This is a genomic window from Neptuniibacter sp. CAU 1671, from assembly GCF_029222905.1.
In the GTDB taxonomy this organism is placed as follows: domain Bacteria; phylum Pseudomonadota; class Gammaproteobacteria; order Pseudomonadales; family Balneatricaceae; genus Neptuniibacter.
Genome location: NZ_JARHUE010000004.1, coordinates 20552 through 45067, shown reverse-complemented (window position 1 = coordinate 45067; position 24516 = coordinate 20552). Strand labels below are relative to the sequence as shown.

General features: G+C 50.7%; 21 protein-coding genes and 1 tRNA gene. 17 read left to right on the top strand and 5 right to left on the bottom strand.

Annotated features, from left to right (window positions below):
• The first annotated feature begins 26 nt into the window (after positions 1–26).
• From hrpA to P2G53_RS07945, 5 genes are all read left to right on the top strand, one after another.
• Positions 27–3968 carry an ATP-dependent RNA helicase HrpA gene (hrpA, locus tag P2G53_RS07965; RefSeq protein WP_275815976.1) on the top strand — a complete coding sequence of 1314 codons (3942 nt, stop codon included), beginning with the start codon at positions 27–29 and terminating at the stop codon, positions 3966–3968.
• A 391-nt stretch (positions 3969–4359) separates the two neighbouring features.
• Positions 4360–5331, top strand: coding sequence for a porin (locus P2G53_RS07960; protein ID WP_275815974.1), 972 nt, complete (start codon positions 4360–4362; stop codon positions 5329–5331).
• 149 nt (positions 5332–5480) lie between these two features.
• On the top strand, positions 5481–6179 hold the full coding sequence (locus tag P2G53_RS07955) for a VacJ family lipoprotein (protein ID WP_275815972.1): 699 nt from the start codon (positions 5481–5483) through the stop codon (positions 6177–6179).
• Positions 6180–6343: 164 nt separating this feature from the next.
• Positions 6344–7516 carry a SpoIIE family protein phosphatase gene (locus tag P2G53_RS07950; RefSeq protein ID WP_275815970.1) on the top strand — a complete coding sequence of 391 codons (1173 nt, stop codon included), beginning with the start codon at positions 6344–6346 and terminating at the stop codon, positions 7514–7516.
• 5 nt (positions 7517–7521) lie between these two features.
• A complete protein-coding gene (locus P2G53_RS07945; RefSeq protein WP_275815968.1) occupies positions 7522–8004 on the top strand; it encodes an STAS domain-containing protein in 483 nt (160 codons plus the stop codon).
• Between the two features lie 232 nt (positions 8005–8236).
• Here P2G53_RS07945 and tal read toward each other — a convergent pair whose 3' ends face one another.
• Positions 8237–9187 carry a transaldolase gene (gene tal, locus P2G53_RS07940; RefSeq protein ID WP_275815966.1) on the bottom strand — a complete coding sequence of 317 codons (951 nt, stop codon included), beginning with the start codon at positions 9185–9187 and terminating at the stop codon, positions 8237–8239.
• A 21-nt stretch (positions 9188–9208) separates the two neighbouring features.
• Positions 9209–10192: a tRNA dihydrouridine(20/20a) synthase DusA gene (dusA, locus tag P2G53_RS07935; protein WP_275815964.1), complete on the bottom strand. Its 984-nt coding sequence runs from the start codon at positions 10190–10192 to the stop codon at positions 9209–9211.
• A 139-nt stretch (positions 10193–10331) separates the two neighbouring features.
• Between dusA and P2G53_RS07930 the strand changes: the two genes are divergently transcribed.
• The 3 genes from P2G53_RS07930 (at position 10332) to P2G53_RS07920 (ending at position 12489) form a co-directional block, all read left to right on the top strand.
• Positions 10332–10709 (top strand): diacylglycerol kinase, encoded by a 378-nt coding sequence (locus tag P2G53_RS07930; protein ID WP_275815962.1) that lies wholly within the window; start codon positions 10332–10334, stop codon positions 10707–10709.
• 68 nt (positions 10710–10777) lie between these two features.
• Positions 10778–12277 carry a glutamate--tRNA ligase gene (gene gltX / locus P2G53_RS07925; RefSeq protein WP_275815960.1) on the top strand — a complete coding sequence of 500 codons (1500 nt, stop codon included), beginning with the start codon at positions 10778–10780 and terminating at the stop codon, positions 12275–12277.
• Positions 12278–12413: 136 nt separating this feature from the next.
• Positions 12414–12489: transfer RNA gene (locus P2G53_RS07920), tRNA-Ala, on the top strand.
• A gap of 157 nt (positions 12490–12646) precedes the next feature.
• Here P2G53_RS07920 and P2G53_RS07915 read toward each other — a convergent pair.
• The 3 genes from P2G53_RS07915 to P2G53_RS07905 all read right to left on the bottom strand — a co-directional run bounded on the left by P2G53_RS07915 (position 12647) and on the right by P2G53_RS07905 (position 15793).
• Positions 12647–14200 carry a tripartite tricarboxylate transporter permease gene (locus tag P2G53_RS07915; protein ID WP_275815958.1) on the bottom strand — a complete coding sequence of 518 codons (1554 nt, stop codon included), beginning with the start codon at positions 14198–14200 and terminating at the stop codon, positions 12647–12649.
• A gap of 4 nt (positions 14201–14204) precedes the next feature.
• Positions 14205–14678 (bottom strand): tripartite tricarboxylate transporter TctB family protein, encoded by a 474-nt coding sequence (locus P2G53_RS07910; RefSeq protein WP_275815956.1) that lies wholly within the window; start codon positions 14676–14678, stop codon positions 14205–14207.
• A gap of 128 nt (positions 14679–14806) precedes the next feature.
• Entirely contained in the window at positions 14807–15793 is a 987-nt protein-coding gene (locus P2G53_RS07905) for a tripartite tricarboxylate transporter substrate binding protein (protein ID WP_275815954.1), read from the bottom strand.
• 223 nt (positions 15794–16016) lie between these two features.
• Here P2G53_RS07905 and P2G53_RS07900 point away from each other — a divergent pair, with 223 nt between their 5' ends.
• The 9 genes from P2G53_RS07900 to P2G53_RS07860 all read left to right on the top strand — a co-directional run bounded on the left by P2G53_RS07900 (position 16017) and on the right by P2G53_RS07860 (position 24497).
• Entirely contained in the window at positions 16017–17627 is a 1611-nt protein-coding gene (locus P2G53_RS07900; protein ID WP_345799203.1) for a sensor histidine kinase, read from the top strand.
• Positions 17624–18337, top strand: coding sequence for a response regulator (locus P2G53_RS07895; protein WP_275815952.1), 714 nt, complete (start codon positions 17624–17626; stop codon positions 18335–18337). The genes P2G53_RS07900 and P2G53_RS07895 overlap by 4 nt, the downstream gene beginning before the upstream one ends.
• 245 nt (positions 18338–18582) lie before the next feature.
• A complete protein-coding gene (locus P2G53_RS07890; protein WP_275815950.1) occupies positions 18583–19539 on the top strand; it encodes a thiamine pyrophosphate-dependent dehydrogenase E1 component subunit alpha in 957 nt (318 codons plus the stop codon).
• 31 nt (positions 19540–19570) lie between these two features.
• A complete protein-coding gene (locus tag P2G53_RS07885; protein WP_275815948.1) occupies positions 19571–20587 on the top strand; it encodes an alpha-ketoacid dehydrogenase subunit beta in 1017 nt (338 codons plus the stop codon).
• Positions 20588–20589: 2 nt separating this feature from the next.
• The gene (locus P2G53_RS07880) at positions 20590–20820 is read left to right on the top strand and encodes a lipoyl domain-containing protein (RefSeq protein ID WP_275815945.1); all 231 of its coding nucleotides are present in this window, start codon (positions 20590–20592) and stop codon (positions 20818–20820) included.
• Positions 20821–20836: 16 nt separating this feature from the next.
• Complete coding sequence (locus P2G53_RS07875) at positions 20837–21520, top strand: 2-oxo acid dehydrogenase subunit E2 (protein ID WP_275815943.1); 684 nt, start codon at positions 20837–20839, stop codon at positions 21518–21520.
• A complete protein-coding gene (locus tag P2G53_RS07870; RefSeq protein ID WP_275815941.1) occupies positions 21510–22307 on the top strand; it encodes a lipoate--protein ligase family protein in 798 nt (265 codons plus the stop codon). The genes P2G53_RS07875 and P2G53_RS07870 overlap by 11 nt, the downstream gene beginning before the upstream one ends.
• Before the next feature lie 48 nt (positions 22308–22355).
• Positions 22356–22898: a gluconate 2-dehydrogenase subunit 3 family protein gene (locus P2G53_RS07865; RefSeq protein ID WP_275815939.1), complete on the top strand. Its 543-nt coding sequence runs from the start codon at positions 22356–22358 to the stop codon at positions 22896–22898.
• 18 nt (positions 22899–22916) lie between these two features.
• The gene (locus P2G53_RS07860; protein WP_275815937.1) at positions 22917–24497 is read left to right on the top strand and encodes a GMC family oxidoreductase; all 1581 of its coding nucleotides are present in this window, start codon (positions 22917–22919) and stop codon (positions 24495–24497) included.
• Positions 24498–24516 lie beyond the last annotated feature (19 nt).

Genomic DNA, 24516 nt, shown 5'->3' with positions numbered 1-24516 from the left:
TCTGATTTGATTGTATACGGGACACCATGTCATCCACATCATTAAACGATCTGCAGGCGGCCTTTTCAAAGTGTCTGATTAAGGACCGGGTTTGGCTTGAACGCAAGTTCGCAAATGCCCAACAGCGCAGCAAACGAGGACAACCTGTCGATAAGCTTGTTGCTGAAATGATGGCGCGCGTAGAACAGTCGATCCTTCAGGTTGAGGCGCGTGCCCAGTCTGGAGAGATAAACTACCCCGATCTGCCGGTGGCGGAAAAGAAAGCAGAGATCAAGGCCGCCATTGCTGCGCATCAGGTGGTCGTGGTGGCCGGTGAGACGGGCTCCGGTAAAACTACCCAGTTACCCAAAATGTGTCTGGAGCTGGGTTACGGTTGCAAAGGCCTGATCGGCCATACTCAGCCTCGAAGGCTGGCGGCAAGGACGGTGGCAAACAGGATCGCTGAAGAACTCGGAGGTGTTCTGGGCCAGCGGGTGGGTTATCAGGTGCGGTTTCATGAGTCGGTCAGTGAAAGCACGCAGGTGAAGCTCATGACCGATGGTTTGCTCCTGGCGGCCATTCAGTCAGATCCATTGCTGCTTGATTATGAGGTGATCATTATCGATGAGGCGCATGAGCGTAGCCTCAATATCGATTTTCTGCTGGGGTATCTGAAACGTTTATTACCTCAACGCCCTGATCTTAAATTGATCATTACCTCTGCCACCATTGATCTGCAGCGTTTCTCAAAACACTTCAATAATGCACCGGTCATTGAAGTGTCAGGTCGTACTTATCCTGTGGAACTGATCTACCAGCCGGCCACCGAAACTGAAGAGGCTGATTCGATGCCGCAGCAGATTCTGTTGGCACTCGAGACACTGATTGAAACTGAACCTGCCGGGCATGGGCCTCAGGATGTGTTGATCTTTTTCAGTGGTGAACGGGAGATCAGGGAATCAGCTAACTATCTGCGTAAAGCTCAGGCTTTTTCAAACGCCCTGAAACACACTGAGATTCTTCCTTTATATGCGCGTCTGAGTCTGGCGGAGCAGAATCGCGTGTTTAATACCGATTCACGCCGGGGGCGCAGAATCGTGCTGGCGACCAATGTCGCTGAGACCTCGCTGACGGTGCCCGGTATTCGCTATGTGATTGATACCGGCACGGCCAGAATCAGTCGCTACAGCTACCGTTCAAAAGTCCAGCGCCTGCCGATAGAGCCAATTTCAAAAGCCAGCGCAAATCAGCGTTCCGGTCGTTGCGGGCGCATTGCGCCGGGTGTCTGTGTGCGTTTGTACAGCGAGGAGGACTTTAACAGTCGTCCGGACTACACCGATGCTGAAATTCGACGCACTAATCTGGCTGCCGTCATTCTGCAGATGTTGGCGTTGAAACTGGGCGATATTAAGGACTTTCCTTTTATTGACCCACCGGATAATCGCTTTATCAATGATGGTTACAAGTTGTTGCAGGAGCTCGGCGCCGTCGATGAAAAGCGTGCATTGACGCATACCGGTCGTATTCTGGCACGACTGCCTGTGGATCCGCGTCTGGGCCGGATGATCATCGAGTCTGCCCGCAAGGACTGTTTGTCCGAGATGCTGATCATTGTCAGTGCTCTCAGTGTTCAGGACCCCAGAGAGCGACCTGCAGATAAACAGCAGGCCAGCGATGAAAAACACCGGACATACGCCCATGAAGAATCGGACTTTCTGAGCCTGGTTAATTTGTGGCAACACTACGAGGAGCAACGGCAAGCACTGAGTCAGAATCAGCTGCGCAGTTATTGCCAGAAAAATTTTCTCTCATTTATGCGGATGCGGGAGTGGCGTGATGTCCATCGCCAGTTGCATCTGATGTGCCGTGAGATTAAAGCGACTGATCATCAGTTTGTTGAGCGTGCTGAACCCGCTGGTTATGCTGAAATTCATCAGGCCCTCCTGGCAGGGTTGCTCAGCCATATGGGGTTTCGTCAGGAAAAGAAAGAATATCTGGGGGCGCGCAATCGTCGTTTTCAGTTGTTCCCGGGTTCGGGGCTCTATAAAAAACCGCCTAAATGGATCATTGCTGCGGAACTGGTAGAAACCAGTCAGCTCTATGCGCGCTGTGTGGCACGGATTGAGCCTGAGTGGGCAGAACCGCTGGCGTCGCATCTGATCAAGCGCAATTACAGCGAACCACACTGGCATAAAAAACGTGCGCAGGTGATGGCGACAGAGCAGGTCCTGTTATACGGCCTGGTGATTGTGCCGGGCCGCCGAGTCAATTACGGCAAGATTGATCCTGTTGTGGCTCATGAGTTGTTCATTCGCGGGGCGTTGGTTGAGGGTGAATACAACGCACGCCTGTCCTTTATCGCCCATAATCGACAGCTTCTGGACAGTGTTGCCCTGCTCGAAGATAAATCCCGCCGCCGTGACCTGCTGGTGGATGAGGAGCAGCTTTATGAGTTTTATCAGGAGCGACTAGCTGCGCTTGGCGGGCGAGAGATCGTCAATGGGGTAGGGTTTGAAAAGTGGTTCCGTCAGCTACCCGCTGAGCAGCAGAAGCAGCTTGAACTGACCGAAAATGACGTATTGCAGCGTTCGACAGGTCATGTATCAGCCGCCGCCTATCCAGATCAGTTCAGTTGGGGGAAACATAAACTCAAGCTGAGTTACAACTTCGCTCCGGGAACCCTGGATGATGGGGTCTCGCTTGAAGTTCCTCTGCCGCTGTTAAAGCAGTTGCCCATGGAAAAGCTGGAGTGGCTGGTGCCCGGCATGCTCGAGGAAAAAAGTACCGCTTTATTAAAAGGTTTGCCCAAGCAGCTGAGAAAGCATTTTGTGCCGGTGCCGGATTTTGCTTCCGGTTTTGTTCAGACCTGTGTTTTTGCAGAGGGTAATCTGTATAGCACCCTGGCCCATCACTTACTGCGTCAGACCGCGATCAGGGTAGATGAGGCTGAGTTGAGAAAAGTGACTCTTCCTGATCACTGCCTTATCAACATCAAGTTGATTGATGCAAAAGGAAAGCTGCTCGCCCAGTCCCGTGATCTGCATGCGCTGCAAAAACGATTTGCTGAAGAAGTTGAAAAGCAGCTGAATATTGAACCCTCGGCGGAGTGGGGCAGAGAACAGATCACCCGTTGGGACTTTGGTGACATCAGATCCAGTGTGCGTATCAGTCAGTACGCTGGTGTTGAAGTCGAGGCCTATCCCGCTCTGGAAGATAAGGGCAGCTCAGTTACACTCTGCCTCAAAACGACGGCGGCTGATGCCAGGGCGGTGACCCTGCATGGTCTGATACGACTGGCTATGCTGTCGCTGCCAGAACCTCTCAAATACCTGAGACAAAAACCGCAACTCAATCGCCTCTCAACAGTGGTACTTCAATTGGGGGCAGATTTCCCGGCACAGCAGTTGCAGCAGCAGCTGATCGGTCAGGCGATCAGACAACTGATGGAGCTTGATCAGCAATTACCTCTGCAACAAAACGCTTTCGAAGAAAGCTTGCTGTTGTGCCGTGGCTGTTTAATTGAACGCTATGAAGAACTGCTGGTCTGGCTGCAACAGTGCGCAGCTCGAGTGCATCAAATAAATAAGCAGTTGAAAGGACAGGTGCAGCTGAATGAAATCACGGTATTAAATGATATCAAACAGCAAATAGCCGCATTGCTGCACACGGATTTTGTTGCCGATACCCCCTGGGCATATCTGCAGCATTATCCGCGTTATCTGCAGGCGATTGAAATTCGTTTGGAAAAATTCAGACGCACCTTGCGAGAGAATGTATTGCAGAGCGAGGCTTTGCAGCAGCTGTTTAAAAATTATGAGAACCGTCGAAAGGTGTTGCAAGAGCAGCATGCTGACTTGCAGTTGCTGGAAGATTACCGCTGGATGCTGGAAGAATATCGGGTTTCTCTTTTTGCTCAACAACTGGGTACCCAGTATCCAGTTTCTGAAAAACGATTGCGTCAGCTTTGGGCATCAGTCAGCACAGGTTAAGCTCTTGAGCGTAAAGTGCTTGAAAGAAGGGCGCAAGTGCGCGGCCAACCTACTCCGTATTTAGTCTAAATGTAGGATATTTATAGGGTAAACGCAGTTGCACCATACTGGAGCTTGTGCTGTAATACGGAAGGCCTACGACTTATAGGTTGTTTTGGCCGATGTTTCTGAAGGTTGACCAGGAAGTAAACACAGAGTCATAAAAGGGATTGTGACCACGTTCAGAAAAAAAAGTTTCGATGAAAGTATTATATGGAAAAACATTTCATCTAATTGAAATATATTTTTTTTATAGTATTTTCATAGCGTATCTGCGGCACTGCTTCAGATGCCACGAAAAATAAAGATTCACAACTAGTATGTTGAATTAAAAATCGAAGGGGAAAAGTTGATGAAGAAGTCAATTATCGCTCTGGCTGTTGCTGGTGCAATGACGGCTCCAATGGTTGCTCAGGCTGACGCTACTCTGTACGGTTCTTTCCGTATCGGTGTAACTGCAGTTAAAGATGCTGATGCAGATGTTTCTGATCTGTCTTCACGCGTTGGTATCAAAGGTGACGTAGATCTGGGCCTGGAAGACACTAAAGGTCTGTTCCACTGGGAAGCGAATATCAACACTGCTGATTCTGACACCTACGGTCAGATGTTCGGCAAGCGCCTGGGTTATGCCGGTGCTAAAGGTGACTGGGGTATGGCTGCTATCGGTCGTCAGTACCACCCTCACTACCTGCTGATCAACGCACCACTGGGTATCTTTAACCCAGGTTCTGGCAGCTACGGTGAGCGTTTCTTCCTGGGTAACTCCAACCATAAGCGTGTAGACAACACTCTGACTTACGCTTCTCCAAACCTGAGCGGCTTCCAGTTCTTTGTAGCTGCAGTTGTAGATGGTTCTGGTGATGATGCTGATGAAGATCTGGATGGTCACAACGTTGCAGCTAAATACTCTGTTAACGGCCTGACTCTGGCTGCCTCTATTGCTACTACCGAAGCAGACAGTGGTGATGAGTCTGACGTTTGGGGTGTTTCTGTTAAGTACAAAATCAATGCGCTGGAAATGATGGCTCGTTATGAAGATCGTGAAGATGATTCACTGTCTTTTGATGGCATGACTCTGGCTGATGCTGATCAGGACGTGTGGGAAGCTGGCGTACGTTACACCGTAGGCACTACCTCTTTCTACGGTCGTTTCTCTGACTATGAGCTGTCTTCTGACCTGGTTGACGGTGATCTGCAGCAGTGGGGCATCGGTGTTCAGCACAAAATGGGCCACGGTATGGTCTTCCTGGAGCACGTGAACAACGACAGCGAAGATGTACTGGCAACTGATCGTACTGTTGCAGGCTACCGCGTAGACTTCTAATCATTCTTGATTTGAATCTCTGAAAAAAGGCTCCTTAGGGAGCCTTTTTTTGTCTATGTCGGTGATTTATAAGCGTTGGAATCTGTTTATTGCAGCGCATAAATTGACTAGAATAAAAGCTCTTGTGTTTGAAATGTAAGGATTGTTCGATGAAAACATCGTATGCCCGCTGGATGGTGGCTATGGTTTGTAGCATGACGCTTTCTTCTGCTGTAATTGCTGAAGAGCAAGCTTCGGATCCCTGGCAGGGCTTTAACCGGGCAATGTTTAGTTTCAATGAAGGGCTGGACACCTATGCGCTGAAACCGATTACAAAAGGTTATCAGGTTGTGATGCCTGACCTGGGTGAGCGTGGTGTTAATAACTTCTTCTCCAATCTTGGTGATGTCAGTAATACCTTCAATAACTTGCTGCAGGGCAAAGTGGATGATGCGCTGATGAGTCTGGCGCGTTTGGGCTTCAATACTACCTTTGGTCTGGCTGGGTTAATTGATGTGGCAACCCCGATGGGTATTGAGAAAAAATCAGAAGACTTCGGTCAGACACTTGGAACTTGGGGTGTCGCTAGTGGCCCTTATCTAGTTCTGCCGTTTTTTGGTCCTTCGACTGTGCGTGATGGTTTGGGTCGTATCCCGGATGCGATGATCGATCCGGTCATGCAGGTGGATGATGCGGGTGCACGAAATGCACTGTATACCTTACGTGTAATCGACACCCGGTCGCAGCTGATGAAAGTTGAAAAATTGATCTCAGGTGATAAGTACACCTTCATACGTGATGCATATCTACAAAAACGTGCATATGACATTACGGATGGCGCAGAAAATTACGATTCCAGTAATTTTTAACGGATAGAGGGGCGATGTGAACATTGCCCCTTTCTTTTATCTGCTTGCATATAAGATGGCTTGGATTTAAGGTTCAACCATGAAACCGAGTTGCTGTAAATTAACTTGTCTCCGCTTCTGATGGTTACCCTTATGTTTCCATCTGCCGTTTATAAGGTCTGGCTATGAATCAGGCCCATCAGCAGGTATTGGTGATCGACTCAAATCCGGAAGCGATCGTTGAGTTTCTGCAAGAGTTTATTCCTCCTCAAATTCCGCCAATCATTGTAGTGACGGCCCATGATCTGGGTGAAGCGCAGTCTGAACTTGATAAAAACGTATTTTCTCTGGTGATTGCGGCTGTCGGTGTTGATGAGCTCAGCATGGCGCAGTTCGGTGATCTGGCTGGACAGCAAGCGCCGCGTCCCATCATTTCAATGCTGAGCCACTCAGATAATGATCAGGTGTTATCACTACTGAGATCAGGATCATCTGATGTGTTTATGCAGACGGCACTTAATATTGATCGTCCGGGTCTGTTAGCGGCCATTTTGAAGTTACTGCAGCAGTCGATGTTGTATGAACAACATCATCAGGTGCAGGAAGAGCTAGAGCGCAGTTACGCTGAGCTAAGGGCGGATCAGCAGGCAGCACTGCAAATACAGCAAAATATGCTGCCGCCTGAACATATGCAGTTAGCAGACCTTGAAGCACGATATCTGCTCATCCCTTCGCTTTACCTGAGCGGGGATTTTGTGGATTTTGTCGAGATTGATGGTCATCGCAGTATGTTTTATCTCGCTGATGTGTCCGGTCATGGTGCGTCATCGGCACTGGTCACTGTTTTGCTTAAAAACATGACGCATCGATTGCTGAGGAACTTCCGCCGGCGTTCAAGTTTTGATATTGTCTCGCCGCTTGATACGTTAAGGCGCATCAATGCTGAAGTGCTGGATACAGGTTTAGGAAAGCATCTGAGTATTTTTCTTGGGCTTTATGACAGCAGAGACTGTACTTTGACCTATGCTGTAGGTGGCCATCACCCGATGCCTATCCTGACCGACAAAACAGGTAGTCACTTTCTTGAAGGGCGAGGCATGCCCGTTGGGCTTTTTGATAACCCGCAGTTTGAACAGCGCAAACTGGTACTCAGTACACCCTTTCAGCTGACTTTATTTTCGGATGGTATTTTGGAAGTAATCAACGCGCCAGACCTTGCTGCAAAAGAACAGTGTTTAATGCAGGCCGTCATTACCGCCAAAGGAGGTAGCCCTGAGCAACTGAAACAGCTGTTGCTTCCCGCTATACTGGGTGAGACTCCTGATGATATTGCCATAATGACTGTGGCCAGGCACTGATTCTCATGCACGATGGCTCAATATATTATGCCCTGATGGGTGGCCGTTACATCCTTAAATTTATTGGGGATGTCAGGCTAACCCTGTGTTCCTCACTTGATCAGCATCTTAAATCGGTTCTGGATCGTAGTTATATTCAGGATATTCTGGTTGATCTGACGGAAACGGATGGTATCGATAGCACCACTCTGGGTTTGATTGCCAAACTGTCGATCTACGCAGAACAGAGTCACTTGCCGAAACCCACCATTGTCTCGCCTAATCCTGATATAACCCGTGTGCTGTTAACCATGGGGTTTGATCATATCTTTGTCCTGCTGGACAGCCTTCCACAAAGCACCAGTGATCTGGAACAGTTGCCGCTGGTTAAAGAGTCTGCAGATGAAATCAGGATGCGAATTGTTGAAGCGCACCGTATCCTGATGAATTTGAACGAATCCAATCGTGAAGCGTTTAAAGATCTGATGACGACACTCGAAGATGCCTGAAACGTCGTTAATTCAAATTTAATACAATTTTAATAAAAAATAGGAAAAATTCTAATAGCGATCCTTATGAAGCTCATTAAAATGAGTGCTGTTAGGGGTCGAGACAGATGGAACTGTCACAGCGCACGGAGGCGTTTCGACTTCGACCAATTAAGGATTGATTGGTTTCCAGCATGGATGCTGGTGGAAAAAGCCCGGTGGCTGGTTAGCCTCCGGGCTTTTTTTATGGTGCTTAGCTTGAGAGCAGCAGTTGCTCAAGCTTTATCTGGTCCGCCGCGAAATTACGAATGCCCTCAGCCAGTTTTTCAGTGGCCATGGCATCTTCATTCATATGCCAGCGAAATTCAGCTTCTGTAATTTCCCAGCGTTCCTGGGTGGATGTTGCGTTCTGAGGTGTCAGTTTAATACTGAGAGGCGCCTGACTTTGCTCCAGTTCTTCCATCAATGCAGGGGCAATGGTTAAGCGGTCGCAGCCTGCCAGTTCCAGAATCTCTCCGGTATTGCGGAAGCTGGCGCCCATGACGATGGTCTTGTAATCATTCGCTTTGTAGTAGTGGTAAATACGACTGACCGACTGCACCCCGGGATCGTTGGCTCCACTGAAATCGGCGTTATCTCGCGCTTTGTGCCAATCCAGAATCCGTCCGACAAAGGGTGAAATCAGATAGACGCCAGCATCGGCGCAGGCGGCGGCCTGGGCAAAGCCAAACAACAGTGTGAGGTTACAATTGATGCCTTCCTGTTCCAGCTCTCTGGCGGCACTGATGCCTTCCCAGGTAGAGGCGATCTTAATCAGGATCCTGTCTCGCGGAATGCCTGCTGATTCATAAAGGCTGATCAGCTTGCGAGCGCGGTTCAGGGTTGCGGTCTTGTCAAAAGAGAGGCGGGCATCAACTTCGGTAGAGATGCGTCCAGGAATCAGCTTCAGGACTTCCTGGCCAATCGCCACTGCAAAATGATCGGTCATGTTGTCCAGCAGGGTTTGCTGATTACCGCCAAGGGTTTCGGCCTGGTGCTGCGCTTTTTTGATCAGGTCAGCATAACGAGGCAGCTGTGCGGCTTTTAATAACAGCGATGGGTTGGTGGTGGCATCAACCGGCTTGAAACGTTCAATTGCTTCAATATCACCGGTATCGGCTACGACCGTGGTTATCACTTTTAACTGGTCCAGCTGGTGAGTCATAACAAATTAGTTCCTCTAATTTCAGGCCCGAATGCAGTTGAGCGCATCAATAAAAACGGCGGGCGTGGCATTGGCCTGATGAGCATTCTCACTGATGTAACGACGGAATTGTTTGCCGCCAGGCTGAGCATGAAACAATCCCAGCATATGGCGAACGATATGGTAAAAAGATACACCCTGCTCATGTTGGCGTTTAATGTAGGGCAGCATGGTAAGGGCAGCATCCATCCGGCTGATAACTGGCCGGTCCTGCTGATAGATGATTTGATCGACTTCTGCCAGCAGATAGGGGTTATGGTAGGCCTCTCGTCCCAGCATCACGCCATCTACATGGTTTAGATGATCCTCGCACTCGGCAAGTGTTTTAATGCCACCATTCAAGATGATTTCCAGTTCCGGAAAATCCTGTTTAATACGGTAAACCCAGTCATATTTTAGCGGTGGAATTTCACGGTTTTCTTTTGGACTCAGGCCCTGAAGAATCGCTTTACGGGCATGAATGATAAAAGTGGAGCATCCGGACTGGCGAACAGTATCCACAAACTGTTCCAGCAGAGCATAACTATCCAGATCATCTATACCGAGTCGGTGTTTGACTGTGACCGGGATAGAGACAGCTTCCTGCATCGCCTGTAATGAGTCAGCAACGAGCTGAGGATGAGCCATCAGGCAGGCGCCAATCATGTTGTTCTGCACCCGGTCGCTGGGACAGCCGACGTTCAGGTTAACCTCACAGTAACCGAACTCTTCAGCCATTTTTGCGCATCGGGCCAATTCATCGGGATTGCTACCGCCGAGTTGCAGTGCCACCGGTTGTTCTTCTGGATTGAAAGGCAAAAACCGCTGCGGGTCCGCATGAATCAACGCCCCGGTGGTAACCATTTCGGTATATAAAACGGCATTGTTCGTTAGCTGGCGATGAAAGTACCGGCAATGTCTATCGGTCCAGTCCATCATGGGCGCAACGCAGAAGCGACGATCCGGCTTAGGTGGGTTAACTGTCATGATCAGGCAATAAAATATTGTTCAACTGCGGCGCATTATATAGGAACTGGCGACCTAATGCCCGCGAAGCGTGTGGTTTTAGCCTGGGCTTTGCTAGAATTGCTCAGCCAGAAAACTCGGCCTTAAAATGGAAATCATGATGAGTGGCTCCCCCAAAAATACCGGCTTTAAACGTTTTTATTATGCAACGATCTATTCATGGCAGGGCCTGAAAGCCGCTTACCGGCAAGAGCCCGCGTTCCGTTATGAAGTCTGGGGCAGTGCAGTCCTGATCCCCTTGTCCTTTTTTGTTGCGCAGGGGCCGTTGCAATTGGCCGCACTGATCTCCACCTGTCTGCTGGTGATGGCGTTTGAGTTGGTGAACACTGCAATTGAGGCCGTGGTTGACCGGGCGGGTACCGAGTATCATGAGCTGGCGGGTCTGGCTAAAGACCTGGGTTCTGCAGTTGTGTTGGTTTCTCTGCTGATTGGAGCACTCATCTGGGGGGCGGTCATCTGGCAGAACCAAGGCTGGTAGAGCTCCCTGAATTACCCGGGTATAATTCACCCTCTATTCCAATGCTGTTTTAATTACCAAGGATATCCATGACCGTTCGTACTCGTGTTGCGCCGTCGCCAACCGGTGATCCGCACGTCGGCACCGCTTACATCGCTTTATTCAACCTGGCGTTTGCACGTCAGCATGGTGGTCAGTTCATTCTTCGGATCGAAGATACGGATCAGACCCGCAGTACGGCTGAATCGGAACAGGCGATTTTGGATTCTCTGCGGTGGCTGGGTCTGGAGTGGGATGAGGGTCCGGATGTAGGCGGTCCGCATGGCCCTTACCGCCAGAGTGAGCGTAAAGACAGTTACCATGACTATGCAATGCGTCTGGTCGAAGAGGGGCACGCCTTCCTTTGCTACCGGACAGCAGACGAGCTGGATCAGTTGCGCGATGCGCGCCGTGAATCAGGTCAGCACACTGCGCTCAAACAAAGTGATCTTGCGCTGCCTGAAGCAGAGGTGGAAGCGCGTCGTGCCGCTGGCGCGCCCTATGTGGTGCGCATGAAAGTGCCGGAAGAGGGCGTGTGTGTTATCGATGATATGCTGCGCGGCACCATCGAGCTGGACTGGGGGCAGGTGGACTGTCAGATTTTGCTTAAATCAGATGGCATGCCGACCTACCACCTGGCCAACGTGGTTGATGACCACCTGATGCAGATCACCCACGTTATCAGGGGTGAGGAGTGGATTAACTCTGCGCCTAAGCATAAGTTGCTGTATCAGTATTTCGGCTGGGATATGCCGCAACTGTGCCATATGCCGCTGTTGCGCAATCCGGATAAATCTAAACTGTCCAAACGCAAGAACCCTACCAGTATTCTTTATTACCAGCGTATGGGCTATCTGCCTGAAGCATTGCTCAACTATCTGGGCCGTATGGGCTGGTCGATGCCGGATGAAAGCGAAAAGTTCTCCCGTCAGCAGATGTTCGACAACTTTGATATTCAGCGTGTTTCTCTGGGTGGTCCAATCTTTGATCAGGAGAAACTGAGCTGGCTGAATGGACTGTGGCTGAGGGAAGATCTCTCTGCTGAGCAGTTTGCTCTGGCCTATCAGCAGTGGGCGCTGAACCCTGAATACCTGATGCAGATCGTACCGCTGATTCAGCAGCGGGTTGAGAAATTCTCTGACGTGGCACCGTTGGCGGGATTCTTCCTGTCTGGCATGCTGAATCTGCAGGCCGCTGATTTTGACTACAAAGGGCTGGATGAGGAGCAGGTGCGTAAAGTGCTGCAGTTTTCCTCCTGGCTACTTGATACTGAGACTCAGTGGAATAAAGATCAGCTCTTTAACCAGCTGAAACAGCTGGCCAATGGTATGGAGCTGAAAATCCGTGATTTTCTCTATCCGCTGTTTATTGCGATTGCCGGTACTAATCAGACCGTATCCGTCATGGACTCCATGGCGATTCTGGGGCCGGATATGACGCGTGCGCGTTTGCGGCATGCACTGAATATTGTCGGCGGTCCTTCCAAAAAAGAGGGTAAACGCTGGGAGAAAGAGTTTCAGACTATCCGTTCTCAGTTGGTAACCGAGTAAGCATAAAGTCAAAATCCCCGTTTTAGCTTGATTCGGGGCTTTTAACTGTATGAAATAAAAGATATTTTTGTTTTCATATTTTTAGATTTTTGACTTGACTCATCAACCGTGACTGCTTACCATAGCACCCGCTTTTGGGGCCTTAGCTCAGCTGGGAGAGCGCAACGCTGGCAGCGTTGAGGTCAGGGGTTCGATCCCCCTAGGCTCCACCAAATTCTTAGCTTTCAGTTTCACAACTGGGAGCAGTAAAAAACCTGCTTATGGCAGGTTTTTTTGTGTCTGCGGTTTATCATTTTTACCGATTATTCTGCTCAGTCTTATAGCGCCCAATAGAAAACAGCCGCTAAAAAGCGGCTGTTATTGGTGCGGTTATCCTTCCCCTTCATTCACAGCCGCTTCCGCACCCGGGCTGGAAAATGGTTTATGCCGATAGTGTTGCCACAGTCGTTGTAACAGTGGTGTGACCAACACCAGCAAGGCGATACTGGCAATGGTCAGCGTCAGCGGGCGCTCCCAGAGGAATGAGAAACTGCCATCCGATATGGTCAGGGCCCGGCTCAGGTTATTTTCCATCAATCCACCCAGGATATAGCCCAGTAGCATGGGTGCCATCGGGAATTCCAGCAGCTTCAGGAAGATTGCAGCCACTGTAATGATTACCATCATCTGGATATCAAAGGTGTTGAAGCTCACCAGATAGACACCGGTGATGGAGAAAAACAGAATTAGCGGTATCAGAATGGGTCGCGGAATGACTAACAGTTTTGAGATGTACGGAATCAGCGGCAGATTCAAAATCAGTAGCACCAGATTGCCGAAGTACATGGAAATAATCACGGACCAGAATACATCCGGATTATCCACAAACAGGCGAGGCCCCGGCTGAATGCCATACGCGATCAGGGCACCGAGCATGATCGCGGTTGTGCCAGAGCCGGGAATGCCCAGAGTCAGCAACGGCACAAAAGAGCCGGTGGAAGCCGCGTTATTGGCCGACTCTGGTGCAGCCAGACCACGCAGTGCACCTTTACCAAATTTAAGTTTCTCCTTGGCGGATGCCAGATTGCGTTCCAGCCCATAGGCTAGGAAGGAGGCTATGGTGGCACCGGCGCCGGGTAATACACCAATCAGAAAACCAAACACCGAGGAGCGTGCAATGGTCGGTGCGACCTCTTTTACTTCTTCGCGGCTGAGCTTCATGCTGCCAAGCCTGGACATATCGACCTGTGCCTCTTCTTCGCGATGTTGTCCTTTCAGCACCGTCATGATGACTTCCGTTAACGCGAAGGTTGCCATGGCCAGCAACAGAAAACTGACACCGTCTATCAAGTCCACGCTGCCAAAGGTAAAGCGGGTGGTGCCTGAGGTAACATCGGTGCCCACAGTAGCAATCATCAGGCCCAGCACTGTCATGATGAGTGCTTTAATCACCTGACCTTTGCCGGAGAAAGCCGCTACAGCGGTGAGTCCCAAAAGCATCAGGGCGAAATAATCGCTGGACTGAAAACTGAGTGAGACGCTGGCCAGAGCGGGTGCTGCAAACAGCAGAATAATTGCACCTACCGTACCACCAGTGAATGAGGAATAGGCGGCCAGTGCCAACGCCTTACCGGCCTGATTTTTCTGGGCCAACGGATAACCATCAAATGCGGTGACCACGGTACTGGCGCAGCCAGGTGCATTGATCAGGATGGATGAGGTGGAACCACCAAAAACTGCGCCGTAATAGACACCGGCCATCAGGATAATGCCGGATGCCGGGTCCAGCCCGTAGGTGATTGGGATCATCAGGGCTACCGCAGAGATAGGCCCGAGCCCCGGTAGCATGCCAATAAAGGTGCCAGCAAAACAGCCCATCACCACCATCAGCAGGTTAAAGGGCATAACCGCAGTGGTCAGCCCGGTAAAGATTCCGTCTAACATGGGGTCAGCCTCCGAATAATTGAGAAAACACGCGGCCCGGTGCTAGATAAATATCCAGCAACTGGGTCAGAATCAGCCAGATGCCTGCAGCAAATGGCAGGGACGCGACCAGCAAAGTTTTGGGACGTCTCTCGCCCAATAACCAGTAGCCACCAAGTAAAAACAGCACAGTCGCAACAAAGAAACCCAGCCAGTCCAGGGCACATCCAAAGATCGCTACCAGGCCGAGTAGCTTGGCAACCAGGCTGAAGTCGTAACCTGACAGTTTCAATGCGTCGGCTTTGTCACGCGAGGCAGTCACTAACAGTCCGACTGAGAGGACGAGTCCGATAAGGGTCAGCGCATTGGGCAGGGTTTGGGCATTAAAAGGGGCAAAATCATCGCCGGGTAGTAGCGGTATCTGTCCGGCGTAGTAGCCGTAGGTGAAAGATAACAGTAAAAATATCAGTCCACCGATATGGTCTTTGGTGATCTGCATATGGCACTCCAGTGGCAGTGGGCCAGCATTCAGAATGGATGATGAGTTGTTGAAAAAAAATCTCCGGTCAGCGGTCTGCTGACATGACCGGAGCAAGGTTGGGCCATTTCAATGGAGAGAAATAAAGCTCAGCGCAGGAAGCCCAGCTCGCGCATCAGCTCGCCAACTTCCTGTTCCTGTTTTTCAAGAAAGCTGTTGAATTCGTCACCCGGGCGGAACAGTTCACTCCAGCCGTTACGGCTGCGCACGGTCTCCCACTCAGGAGTGCTATACATTTTTTCCAGCGTTGCGATAAAGGCTTGTTTCTTCTCTTCTGGCAGACCCGGTGCACCAAACAGTCCGCGCCAGTTTACAAAGGTGGCGTTGTAGCCCAGTTCTTTAAGCGTTGGCACATCGGGTGCTGCCGCATTCCGTTCTTCACCGGTCATCGCCAGAATGCGAATCTCACCGGCGTCTGCCAGAGCCAGTGCTTCACTGAATCCGGTAGACAGTACCTGCGCTTCACCTGACAGCAGGCCAGCCATCGCTTTACCACCTGCATCATAGGCAACATACCGGACCTGTCGGGCATCGCCGCCAGCGGCTTTAAAGGCCATGGCTGCGACCAGATGGTCCATGCTGCCACGAGCAGAACCACCGGCTACTTTGACCGATGCCGGGTCTTTGCGGTAATCCTCAACCACCTGAGTAAAGCTGGTGTAAGGGGAGTCTTTTTTAACGACAAATGCACCGTAATCTCCGACGGTGGCCGCCACCGGGGTCAGATCACGAAAGGATTGCGGAAACACTTTTGACAGCGAACGAATCACAATGGGGGTTGAGTTCACCATCAGGGTGTCCTGATTCTGTGCTGCGGTTTCAATCAGATGGGCAATGGCTTTACCGCCGCCACCGCCGGACTGGTTTTCATAGGAGACGGTTTGGACCAGGCCTGATTTCTGCAGGGCTTCACCGATACCCCGGGCCGTATTATCCCAGCCGCCACCGGCACCACCGGGAATCAAGAGATGCAAATTCTCCATTTCGGATGCATATATTGGCGTGCCAGCAATACAGGTTGCAAAGATGGCAGCCATTACGGATTTATGGCTGCGAAAACGGAATGCGCTCAACATGGTTTATTACCTCTGACGTTATGGGCTGATTACCCACCCTCAGGTGGCATCGGTTTGCCCTCGTTATTGTTGTCGTCAGTAAACCTACCTCGCTGCTTTTCTATATAAAAGTTTATGAAATTAAAGGCTTTTTAATGCATAAAGTGCATTTTGTGCATAAAGTTTACGGGTGTAGGCATATGCTATTCGTTAGCATGTCTTAAAGGCCCGTGAGGAAACTGCTGTGTTCAGCCGGTTAAAAATTAAAACCCGCATGATCCTGATTCTTGGATTGATGGCGCTGTTACAGACCGGATTAATCGGCTGGTTTGCAGTGGTGTATCTGCAGCAGTCACTGGATGAACAGATGGGGCAACGGGCACTGCATGTGGCCCGAACCATTGCGGCAATGCCTGAAATCAGACGTGCGGTGGAGCAGCGGGATTCAGCGTTTCTTTATCCTTTAACTCAGGCGCTGGCAAAAACCACAGAAGCACGTTTTGTCGTGATTGGTGACCAACATGGTGTGCGTCTGGCGCATCCGGTCGCCAGCAAAATTGGCGGCTCCATGTCTGATGATGATACGGATGACAATGACCGGGTGCTAAAGCAAGGACAGGGCTACATTACCAAGGATCTTGGCAGTTTAGGGTGGTCGATGCGGGGTAAAGCGCCGATCTTTGCTGCCGAGGGCAGAGCCGTGATCGGTATCGTGTCGGTTGGTTATGACCTGAGCAGAGTAGAGCAGGTGATCAGTCGCTATCAGTTGACTCTGTTGGCGGTGATCTTTTTGTCTTTTCTGCTCAGTGCGCTGACCGCTATCTGGTTTGCGTACCATTTCAAAAAAGCCATTTTCGGTCTGGAACCTGAGCAGATCGCACTGCGTTTTCGGGAGCAGGAAGCGACCCTGCAAACCGTGCGTGAGGGGATCATCGCCATCAATGCGCAGGGCCGGATCACTACCTTTAATGCAGCCGCAGTCAAAACGCTGGGGCTGGATGAAAATACCCGTCTCAGTGGACGCAAAATAGAAGACGTTTTACCCGGCAGTGCGATGCTTGATGTACTAAATAGTGGTGAGCCGCAGTACGATCTGGAGGTCTGGCGCGATGACCACAATCTGATTGTTAACCGACTACCGTTGCAGCAGGATGGAAAAATCACCGGTGTGGTTTCCAGCTTTCGACGTAAAGATGAGCTGGATCTCGTCAGCGAAAAGCTGACCCGTATTGAACAATATGCCGACAGCCTTCGCAGTCAGTCCCATGAGTACAGTAATAAACTGCATACCATTGCCGGACTGATTCAGTTAGGGGCCCACGGTGAAGCACTGGCATTGATAGGCCAGGAAACTCACAGTCATCAGGCACTGATTCATCTGCTGGTGGAGGCCGTTACTGATCCGATACTGGCTGCGTGTCTGTTGGGTAAATATAACCGGGCCAGAGAGATGGGACTGACGCTGGAAATAGATCCAGAAAGTCAGATGCATGAGTTGCCGGCCCATCTGCCCAAGCAGCAACTGGTAAGCATCATTGGCAACCTGATTGATAATGCACTTGAAGCGACTCTGAAATCCCGTGGCGCAGGGGGCGAGGTATATCTCTCCATGACGGATCTGGGGAATGATCTAATCTTTGAAATAGAAGATCAGGGGCCGGGTTTGAGCGAGGCTGAGCAAGCGCAGATCTTCCTCAAGGGGGTTAGCACTAAAGCAGAAAAAGGCCATGGTCTGGGGTTGCATCTGGTGCAGAATCTGCTGACTAACCTGGGCGGTACCGTAACGGTTGAATCGGCAGACAGTGGCGGCAGCCGGTTTATTGTGTATATCCCAAAACACAAGGAGGCAGAGTGAAGCCGGTTAAAGTGATTATCGTCGAGGATGACCGGCAGATTGCTGAAATCCAGCGGCGGTTTCTGGAAAAAATCAGTGGCTTTGAGCTGGTGGGCATTGCCCATGGTCTGGCTCAGGCAGAAGATCTGGTTGAGGTTTTTCGCCCGGACCTTTTGTTGCTGGATATTCAGTTTCCGGACGGTACCGGACTGGATTTGTTACGCCGCCTGCGCGCGGCAAACAGTGAGGTCGATGTGATTCTGATTACGGCGGCAAAAGAGGTGGATACCCTGCGCGAAGCGATGCGGGGAGGGGTGTTTGATTATATCCTCAAGCCCCTGGTATTTGAGCGCCTGCAGGAGGCACTGAATAACTACCGGGAACACCTGAGTAAACTCCATGCCATGCAGTCACTGGCGCAAAAGGATGTGGATACGCTTCTGCCGCGCTCCGCTGCTTCAGCGCCGGAAACCACCGTTCCCTCATCTGATATAAGGCTGCCGAAAGGTGTGGATGCCCTGACGCTTGAAAAGGTGCGTATGGTGTTCAGTGAACAGTCCGGCAGTCTGAGTGCTGAGGAAGTGGGCAGTCACATTGGAGCCAGCCGTACCACCGCCCGGCGCTATCTTGAATATCTGGTCAGTACACAGGAGCTTGAAGCCGAAGTGGCTTATGGGAGTGTGGGTCGGCCGGAGCGCCGTTATCACGGCCGTGGTGTTCATCTGAACTGATCTGTTTCAAATCCCGCCCTTGTTTCTTGGCACAGAGTGTCGCAACACCTGCGTCATCCTGAACTGTCGAGCTGTATTGTTAGCTTCTTTTCTTTATAAAATCATTTAAAAACAATTATTTAAATGAATGGCACGGGGCTTGCTCTCTAAGACTCAGATGCGATTTTACAATGTGAAATTGTGTAGTGGCTGCCTATCTGATTCGGGAGTGCAAAATGAAACCAAGCCAAGAACAAGAATTATGGATGTATAAGCACATGCTGATCAGTCGTTTTTTTGAAGAAACGATTGAGAAGATTTACATGGAAGGTAAAAGCCCGGCCTTCAATATGGCCAACGGTCCAATTCCGGGTGAGATGCACCTTTCAAATGGTCAGGAGCCTTGTGCAGTGGGTGTCTGTGCTCACCTGACGGCTGAAGATATCGTGACCCATACCCACCGTCCACATCACGTTGCAATTGCTAAAGGCGTTGATCTGAAAGCCATGGCGGCGGAAATTTTTGGTAAAAAAACCGGCCTCAGTGGTGGTCGTGGCGGTCACATGCATATTTTTGACCCCAAAGTGAATTTTTCCTGTTCCGGCATCATCGGCCAGAGTATCGGTCCTGCAGCAGGTGCTGCGTTGTCGCGTGTGATGCAGAAAAAACCGGGTGTGGCGGTTGCTTACCTGGGTGAGGGTGCAGCTAACCAGGGTGCCTTCCATGAAGGTCTGAACCTGGCGGGTGTCTGGAAACTGCCGGTGGTCTTCATCATTGAAGATAACTCCTGGGGTATCTCTGTTTCTAAACGCGCCAGTACTGCTGTTGAGCGTAACTCTGACCGTGCGGTTGCCTACGGTATGCCGGGTGAGTTCATTGAGGGGAACGACCCGATCAAAATCTTCGAAGTGGTGGGTAAAGCGATCCAGCGTGCACGCGATGGTGGTGGCCCAACGCTGATCGAAATCGAAACATCCCGTCTGGCTGGTCACTTTATGGGTGACGGTGAAGCTTACCGTCCGGCTGGCGAAAAAGAAGCGTTGCAGAAAATTGATCCGATTCCGCTGATGCAGCAGCGTCTGGCTAAAGAGTATGGCTTTAGTGATGCAGATGATGCAGCCATCAAGGCTGAGGCACGTGCCATTGTTGATGAGGCAATTCAGTTTGCTCGCGACAGTGAATATCCAGCGCCTGAAGAGGCGATGGAAAAAGTCTTTGTGTAATCGCCACTGATCAGTTTTTGGAGAATAACAAATGAGCCAGGTTAAAGAACGTAAGTTAACAATTGCGCGTGCAATGGCTGAAGCGATTGCCATTGAGATGCGCACAGACGATAAAGTTTTCGTCATGGGTGAGGATATCGGTGAGCTCGGCGGTGTATTTGGTAATACCCGTGGTCTTTATAAAGAGTTTGGCGCTGAGCGTGTGCGTGATACGCCGATTTCTGAAACCGCATTTATCGGTGCGGCTGTCGGTGCTGCTTCCGATGGTATGAAGCCGATTGTTGAGCTGATGTTTGTCGACTTCTTTGGGGTGTGTTTCGACGCTATCTACAACATGATGGCAAAAAACACCTATTTCGCTGGCGGCAACGTGACAGTGCCAATGGTGCTGATGACCTCTACCGGTGGTGGTTACTCCGACGCCGGTCAGCATTCACAGTGTGTGCACGCTACCTTTGCCCACCTGCCGGGCATGAAAGTGGTTGCTCCATCTAATGCTTACGATGCCAAGGGCATGATGATTGCGTCTATTCGCGATAACAACCCGGTGGTGTTTATGTTCCACAAAGCACTGCAGGGCATGGGCTGGCTGGGTACTGAAAAAGACGCCATCGTGCATGTGCCTGAAGAAGCCTATGAAGTTCCACTGGGTAAGGCTGCTGTTGTACGTGAAGGTACCGATGTCACCATCGTGGGTATCACCTCCGGTGTTCATCACGGTCTTAAAGCCGCCCGCGAACTGGAAGCACAGGGTGTCAGCGCAGAGGTTGTTGACCTGCGTTCTCTGGTACCACTGGACCGCGATACTGTCATTGAATCTGTTAAGAAAACCGGCCGCCTGATTGTGGTGGATGAGGATTACCACAGCTACGGCATGACCGGCGAAATCATCGCCAGCGTGGTTGAAGCTGGCGTGGCGCTGAAAGCGGCCCCCGCTCGTGTGGCCTATCCAGATATCCCAATTCCGTTTACCCGTCCGATGGAACAGTGGGCGCTGCCAAGTCCGGAAAAAATTGTTTCTGCTTTTAACACTATGAAGGAAATCTGAGTATGACTGATGTAATTATCCCTGTAGATCTGTGGGAAGAAGACTCCGAAGCTGTAATTACCTCCTGGCTGGCAAGCGATGGCGGTGATGTGACAGAAGGCGACGTTATTGCAGAGCTGATGGTTGAGAAAATCCAGTATGAACTGGAAGCCCCAGCCTCCGGCAAGCTGACAATCAGCAAAGACGTTGACGAAGTTGTGGCCAAAGGTGATCAGGTCGCAACCATCGGCTGAGGATGAGGAAGTAAACATGACTACCGCAGAAGCAATCAAAGTTACACCCCTTCGCGGTTTGCGGGGGATGATTGCTAACAACATGCGACGCAGCCTCGATGAGGCTGCACAACTGACACACCATGCGGTGTGTTCAGTTGACAACATGTGGTTACGCAAAGCGAAGTTAGCAGAACAGGGCATTAAGATTTCCATTGAAGACCTGCTGGCTGACTATGTGGTTCGCGCGCTGAAAAAACATCCAGTCATCAATGGTCGAGTAGAAGAAGGTGAAATTCGGATTTACAGTCATATAGATCTGAGTTTTGCGATTGCTTTGCCTGGCGGAAAGCTGATGGCCCCAGCGGTGTTTTCTGCGGATCAGAAAGATCTTGAGGAACGTGCTGCGTGTCGTAAGGATGTAGTTGAACGTGCCCGTGCCAATAAACTCACGGTGTCAGAAATGACCGGTGGTACTTTCACCATGACCAACCTGGGTCGCAGTCGGGTGCGTTTCTTTACCCCGATTGTCAGCTTGCCGCAGATTGCCATTCTGGGTATCGGTGAGACCTACGATGAGTTATCGCTGGACGACGATGGTCAGCTGGTGAGCAAGAAAATGATCGGCTTGTCCCTGACATTTGACCACCGTGCAATTGATGGCGGTCCTGCTGCTGATTTTCTGACCGATCTCTGTCTGGAAATTGAAAGTGAGCAGTAATGTGCTTTTGAAAACAGATCGTGTAGCCAAGGTCGTGGTGCCACAGCCTGTGAATATCGCGACCGGGCTTGATCTGGAGAAAAAGTTGATGGACGCGGTGATGACCGGCGCGTCCGACAAGGGTTATCTGTTGTGGCGCAGCCGTCGGGCGCTGGTCGTGCCGAGAAGCGCGACACATAAGCCTGGCTTTGCCGATGCTAAGACCTATTGTGATGCCCAGGGCTGGCCTGTAATCACCCGCTCGACGGGTGGTGAGCTGACACCGCAGGATCCCGGTTTTATCAACCTATCCATGGTTGTAAAACTGAATAAAAACCAGCTCAGCATCAAAGGCAGTTATGAACTGATCTGTGATGTGATGAGTCGCTGGTTGAAAAAATACGGGATTCAAAGCGAATACGGTTCAGTTAAAGGTGCATTTTGCGACGGGGATTACAACCTCGTTGTTGATGGGAAAAAAATCGCCGGTACGGCCCAGCGCTGGCAACGGATCAGGGATGCTCAAGTGGTATCCCACGGTGGCGATACCGCGCTGCTGATCCATGCAGTGATTCTGTGTGACGGACCGTTGCAAGAGATGTGGCAGATCTGCAATCAGTTCTATGAACATTGCGAACTACCGCCGTTTATTAAGGGTGATTGCCACCTGACACTGGCCCAACTTATGGGTGAGCAGGGTGAGTACTTTGTCCAGAAGGTGATGAATGATCTGGCGGATGTGATGAGTAAATACATCGATCAGCTAAATTTCACCGAGTCCAAGGATCTAGAAGTTAAAAGAGCTTAATTGCTTGTTTTTCCTTAATACGTAAGGAAGAAATTGACTGGAGGCACTATGAATAAAAATAACAAAATGGTCGGGCCGATGATGAATCGCAGACGCTTTTTGTCAACTACCGGGGTAATGGCGGTAGGGGCCTCAGCAGTGGTACTGGGTGGGGGATTATTTTCTCCAGACAGTTTTGCTGCCCAACAGATTGGCAAAGATGCCAATGCAACCCTGATGAAGCTGGCGCGGGACATTTATCCCCACGACACGCTGGAAGACAAGTACTACAGCCAGGTGATGTCACCAATGGCTAAATCAGCAGAGACCGATGCGGATCTGTTGAAACAGTTGTCTGAAGGTGTTGCTCAGCTCGATACCCTGTCTGTTGAGAAGTTTGGCAAAAAATACACGCAGATCGCGAAAGAGTCTGACCGTGTAGTGGTGTTGAAAGCGATGGAACCGACCGCTTTCTTCCAGAGCATCAAAGGTGCCCTGATGATGGGTATCTACAACAACCCTGAACTATGGCCACGTTTCGGATATGGCGGTTCTGCCTGGGAAAAAGGCGGCTATATCAACCGTGGTTATAACGATATCGACTGGCTGTAAGTGAGGGAGTTGTAAGGTATGTCTACTAAATTTGATCTGAATGACGATAGCCTGGTAGTTATCATCGGCTCGGGTGCCGGTGGTGGTACGCTGGCGAATGAACTGGCCCAAAAGGGTATCAAGTCGGTTGTCCTGGAAGCCGGTAAGCGCTTCAAGATGGATGACATCGAAAACGACGAATGGAAAATGTTCGGCAAAATTTCCTGGCTGGACAAGCGTTATGTCGTCGGTCCTGCACGTATCGCAGAAGATTTTCCGAATCTGCCCGCCTGGATTGTGAAAGGTGTGGGTGGTGCCACCATGCACTGGGCGGGTGTGGCCATGCGTTTTCAGGAACATGAGTTCAAGATGAAAAGCACCAACGGCGTGGTGCCAGGTGCCAACGTGCTGGACTGGCCAATCTCTCTGAAAGAGATGGAGCCTTACTACGCTAAAGCTGAAGACAAAATGGGTGTAACTGGTACCAAAGCGACCGGTATGCCGCACCACAGTCCGAGTAACCACGCCAAAGTGGTTGCGGAAGGCGCGAAACGAATCGGTGCCAAGTGTGAAGCTGCCAATCTGGCGATCAACACTGAAGTCCGTGATGGTCGTCCAGCCTGTCAGGTGAATGGTTTCTGTATGCAGGGCTGCCGTATCGGTGCCAAGTGGTCCACCATGTATACCGAGATTCCTAAAGCAGAAGCCACTGGCAATACTGAGGTGCGTCCTCAGTCCATGGTACTGCGCATCGAGCATGATAAAACCGGTAAAGTCACCGGCGTGCTTTATGCCGATAAAGATGGTAATCAGCACCTGCAGAAAGCCCGCGTTGTTGCGGTTGCCGGTAACTCAATTGAGTCACCACGTATGCTGCTGAACTCGGCCTCTTCTATGTTCCCGGACGGTCTGGCCAACTCTTCTGGTCAGGTGGGTCAGAACTACATGACACACACCACCGGTGGCGTGTATGCCGAGTTCGAAAAACCGGTGCACATGTACAAGAGCACCGTGGTGCCAAACATCGTGCATGAATGGCGTGACAACGATCCTAGCCGTGGTCACCTGGCCGGTTACGAGCTGGAAACACTGCACCTGGGTCTGCCATTTATGTCTGCCTTCCTGAATCCGGGCAAAGGTGGTTGGGGTCGCGAGCTGGCTGATTCCCTGGCCAACTACGACAAGATGGCCGGTTTCTGGGTGTGTGGTGAAGACATGCCGGTTGAATCCAACAACATCACCCTGCACCCAACTGAAAAAGACCAGTATGGCTTGCCGGTACCGGTGGTCTACAAAACTGACCACCAGAATGACTACCTGATGCGTGAGCATGCCTATGCCCGTGCCAAGGAGTTGTTTGATGCAGTGGGTGCCATCAAGGTGAATAACCTGCCGCCATACCCTGCCAGTCACAACATGGGTACTAACCGCATGAGCGAACACGCAAGGGATGGCGTTGTGAATCGCTGGGGTCAGTCTCATGACATTAAAAATCTGTTCGTGTCCGATGGTAGTCAGTTCACCACCAGTGGTACTGAAAACCCAACCCTGACCATCGTTGCTCTGGCAATTCGTCAGGCTGATTACATCGCCGATCAGATGATGAAACGGGAGATCTAAACTCTTAGATTGTCGCTCT

What these genes read in the sequence shown, in the direction of transcription:
- P2G53_RS07875 (WP_275815943.1), top strand. Translation starts at nt 20,837, where the DNA reads ATGACTACCGCAGAAGCAATCAAAGTTACACCCCTTCGCGGTTTGCGG.
- P2G53_RS07930 (WP_275815962.1), top strand. Translation starts at nt 10,332, where the DNA reads ATGAGTGGCTCCCCCAAAAATACCGGCTTTAAACGTTTTTATTATGCA.
- P2G53_RS07865 (WP_275815939.1), top strand. Translation starts at nt 22,356, where the DNA reads ATGAATAAAAATAACAAAATGGTCGGGCCGATGATGAATCGCAGACGC.
- P2G53_RS07950 (WP_275815970.1), top strand. Translation starts at nt 6,344, where the DNA reads ATGAATCAGGCCCATCAGCAGGTATTGGTGATCGACTCAAATCCGGAA.
- P2G53_RS07905 (WP_275815954.1), bottom strand. Translation starts at nt 15,793, where the DNA reads ATGTTGAGCGCATTCCGTTTTCGCAGCCATAAATCCGTAATGGCTGCC.
- gltX (WP_275815960.1), top strand. Translation starts at nt 10,778, where the DNA reads ATGACCGTTCGTACTCGTGTTGCGCCGTCGCCAACCGGTGATCCGCAC.
- P2G53_RS07915 (WP_275815958.1), bottom strand. Translation starts at nt 14,200, where the DNA reads ATGTTAGACGGAATCTTTACCGGGCTGACCACTGCGGTTATGCCCTTT.
- P2G53_RS07885 (WP_275815948.1), top strand. Translation starts at nt 19,571, where the DNA reads ATGAGCCAGGTTAAAGAACGTAAGTTAACAATTGCGCGTGCAATGGCT.
- P2G53_RS07890 (WP_275815950.1), top strand. Translation starts at nt 18,583, where the DNA reads ATGTATAAGCACATGCTGATCAGTCGTTTTTTTGAAGAAACGATTGAG.
- dusA (WP_275815964.1), bottom strand. Translation starts at nt 10,192, where the DNA reads ATGACAGTTAACCCACCTAAGCCGGATCGTCGCTTCTGCGTTGCGCCC.
- tal (WP_275815966.1), bottom strand. Translation starts at nt 9,187, where the DNA reads ATGACTCACCAGCTGGACCAGTTAAAAGTGATAACCACGGTCGTAGCC.
- P2G53_RS07910 (WP_275815956.1), bottom strand. Translation starts at nt 14,678, where the DNA reads ATGCAGATCACCAAAGACCATATCGGTGGACTGATATTTTTACTGTTA.
- P2G53_RS07860 (WP_275815937.1), top strand. Translation starts at nt 22,917, where the DNA reads ATGTCTACTAAATTTGATCTGAATGACGATAGCCTGGTAGTTATCATC.
- hrpA (WP_275815976.1), top strand. Translation starts at nt 27, where the DNA reads ATGTCATCCACATCATTAAACGATCTGCAGGCGGCCTTTTCAAAGTGT.
- P2G53_RS07880 (WP_275815945.1), top strand. Translation starts at nt 20,590, where the DNA reads ATGACTGATGTAATTATCCCTGTAGATCTGTGGGAAGAAGACTCCGAA.
- P2G53_RS07955 (WP_275815972.1), top strand. Translation starts at nt 5,481, where the DNA reads ATGAAAACATCGTATGCCCGCTGGATGGTGGCTATGGTTTGTAGCATG.
- P2G53_RS07960 (WP_275815974.1), top strand. Translation starts at nt 4,360, where the DNA reads ATGAAGAAGTCAATTATCGCTCTGGCTGTTGCTGGTGCAATGACGGCT.
- P2G53_RS07945 (WP_275815968.1), top strand. Translation starts at nt 7,522, where the DNA reads ATGCACGATGGCTCAATATATTATGCCCTGATGGGTGGCCGTTACATC.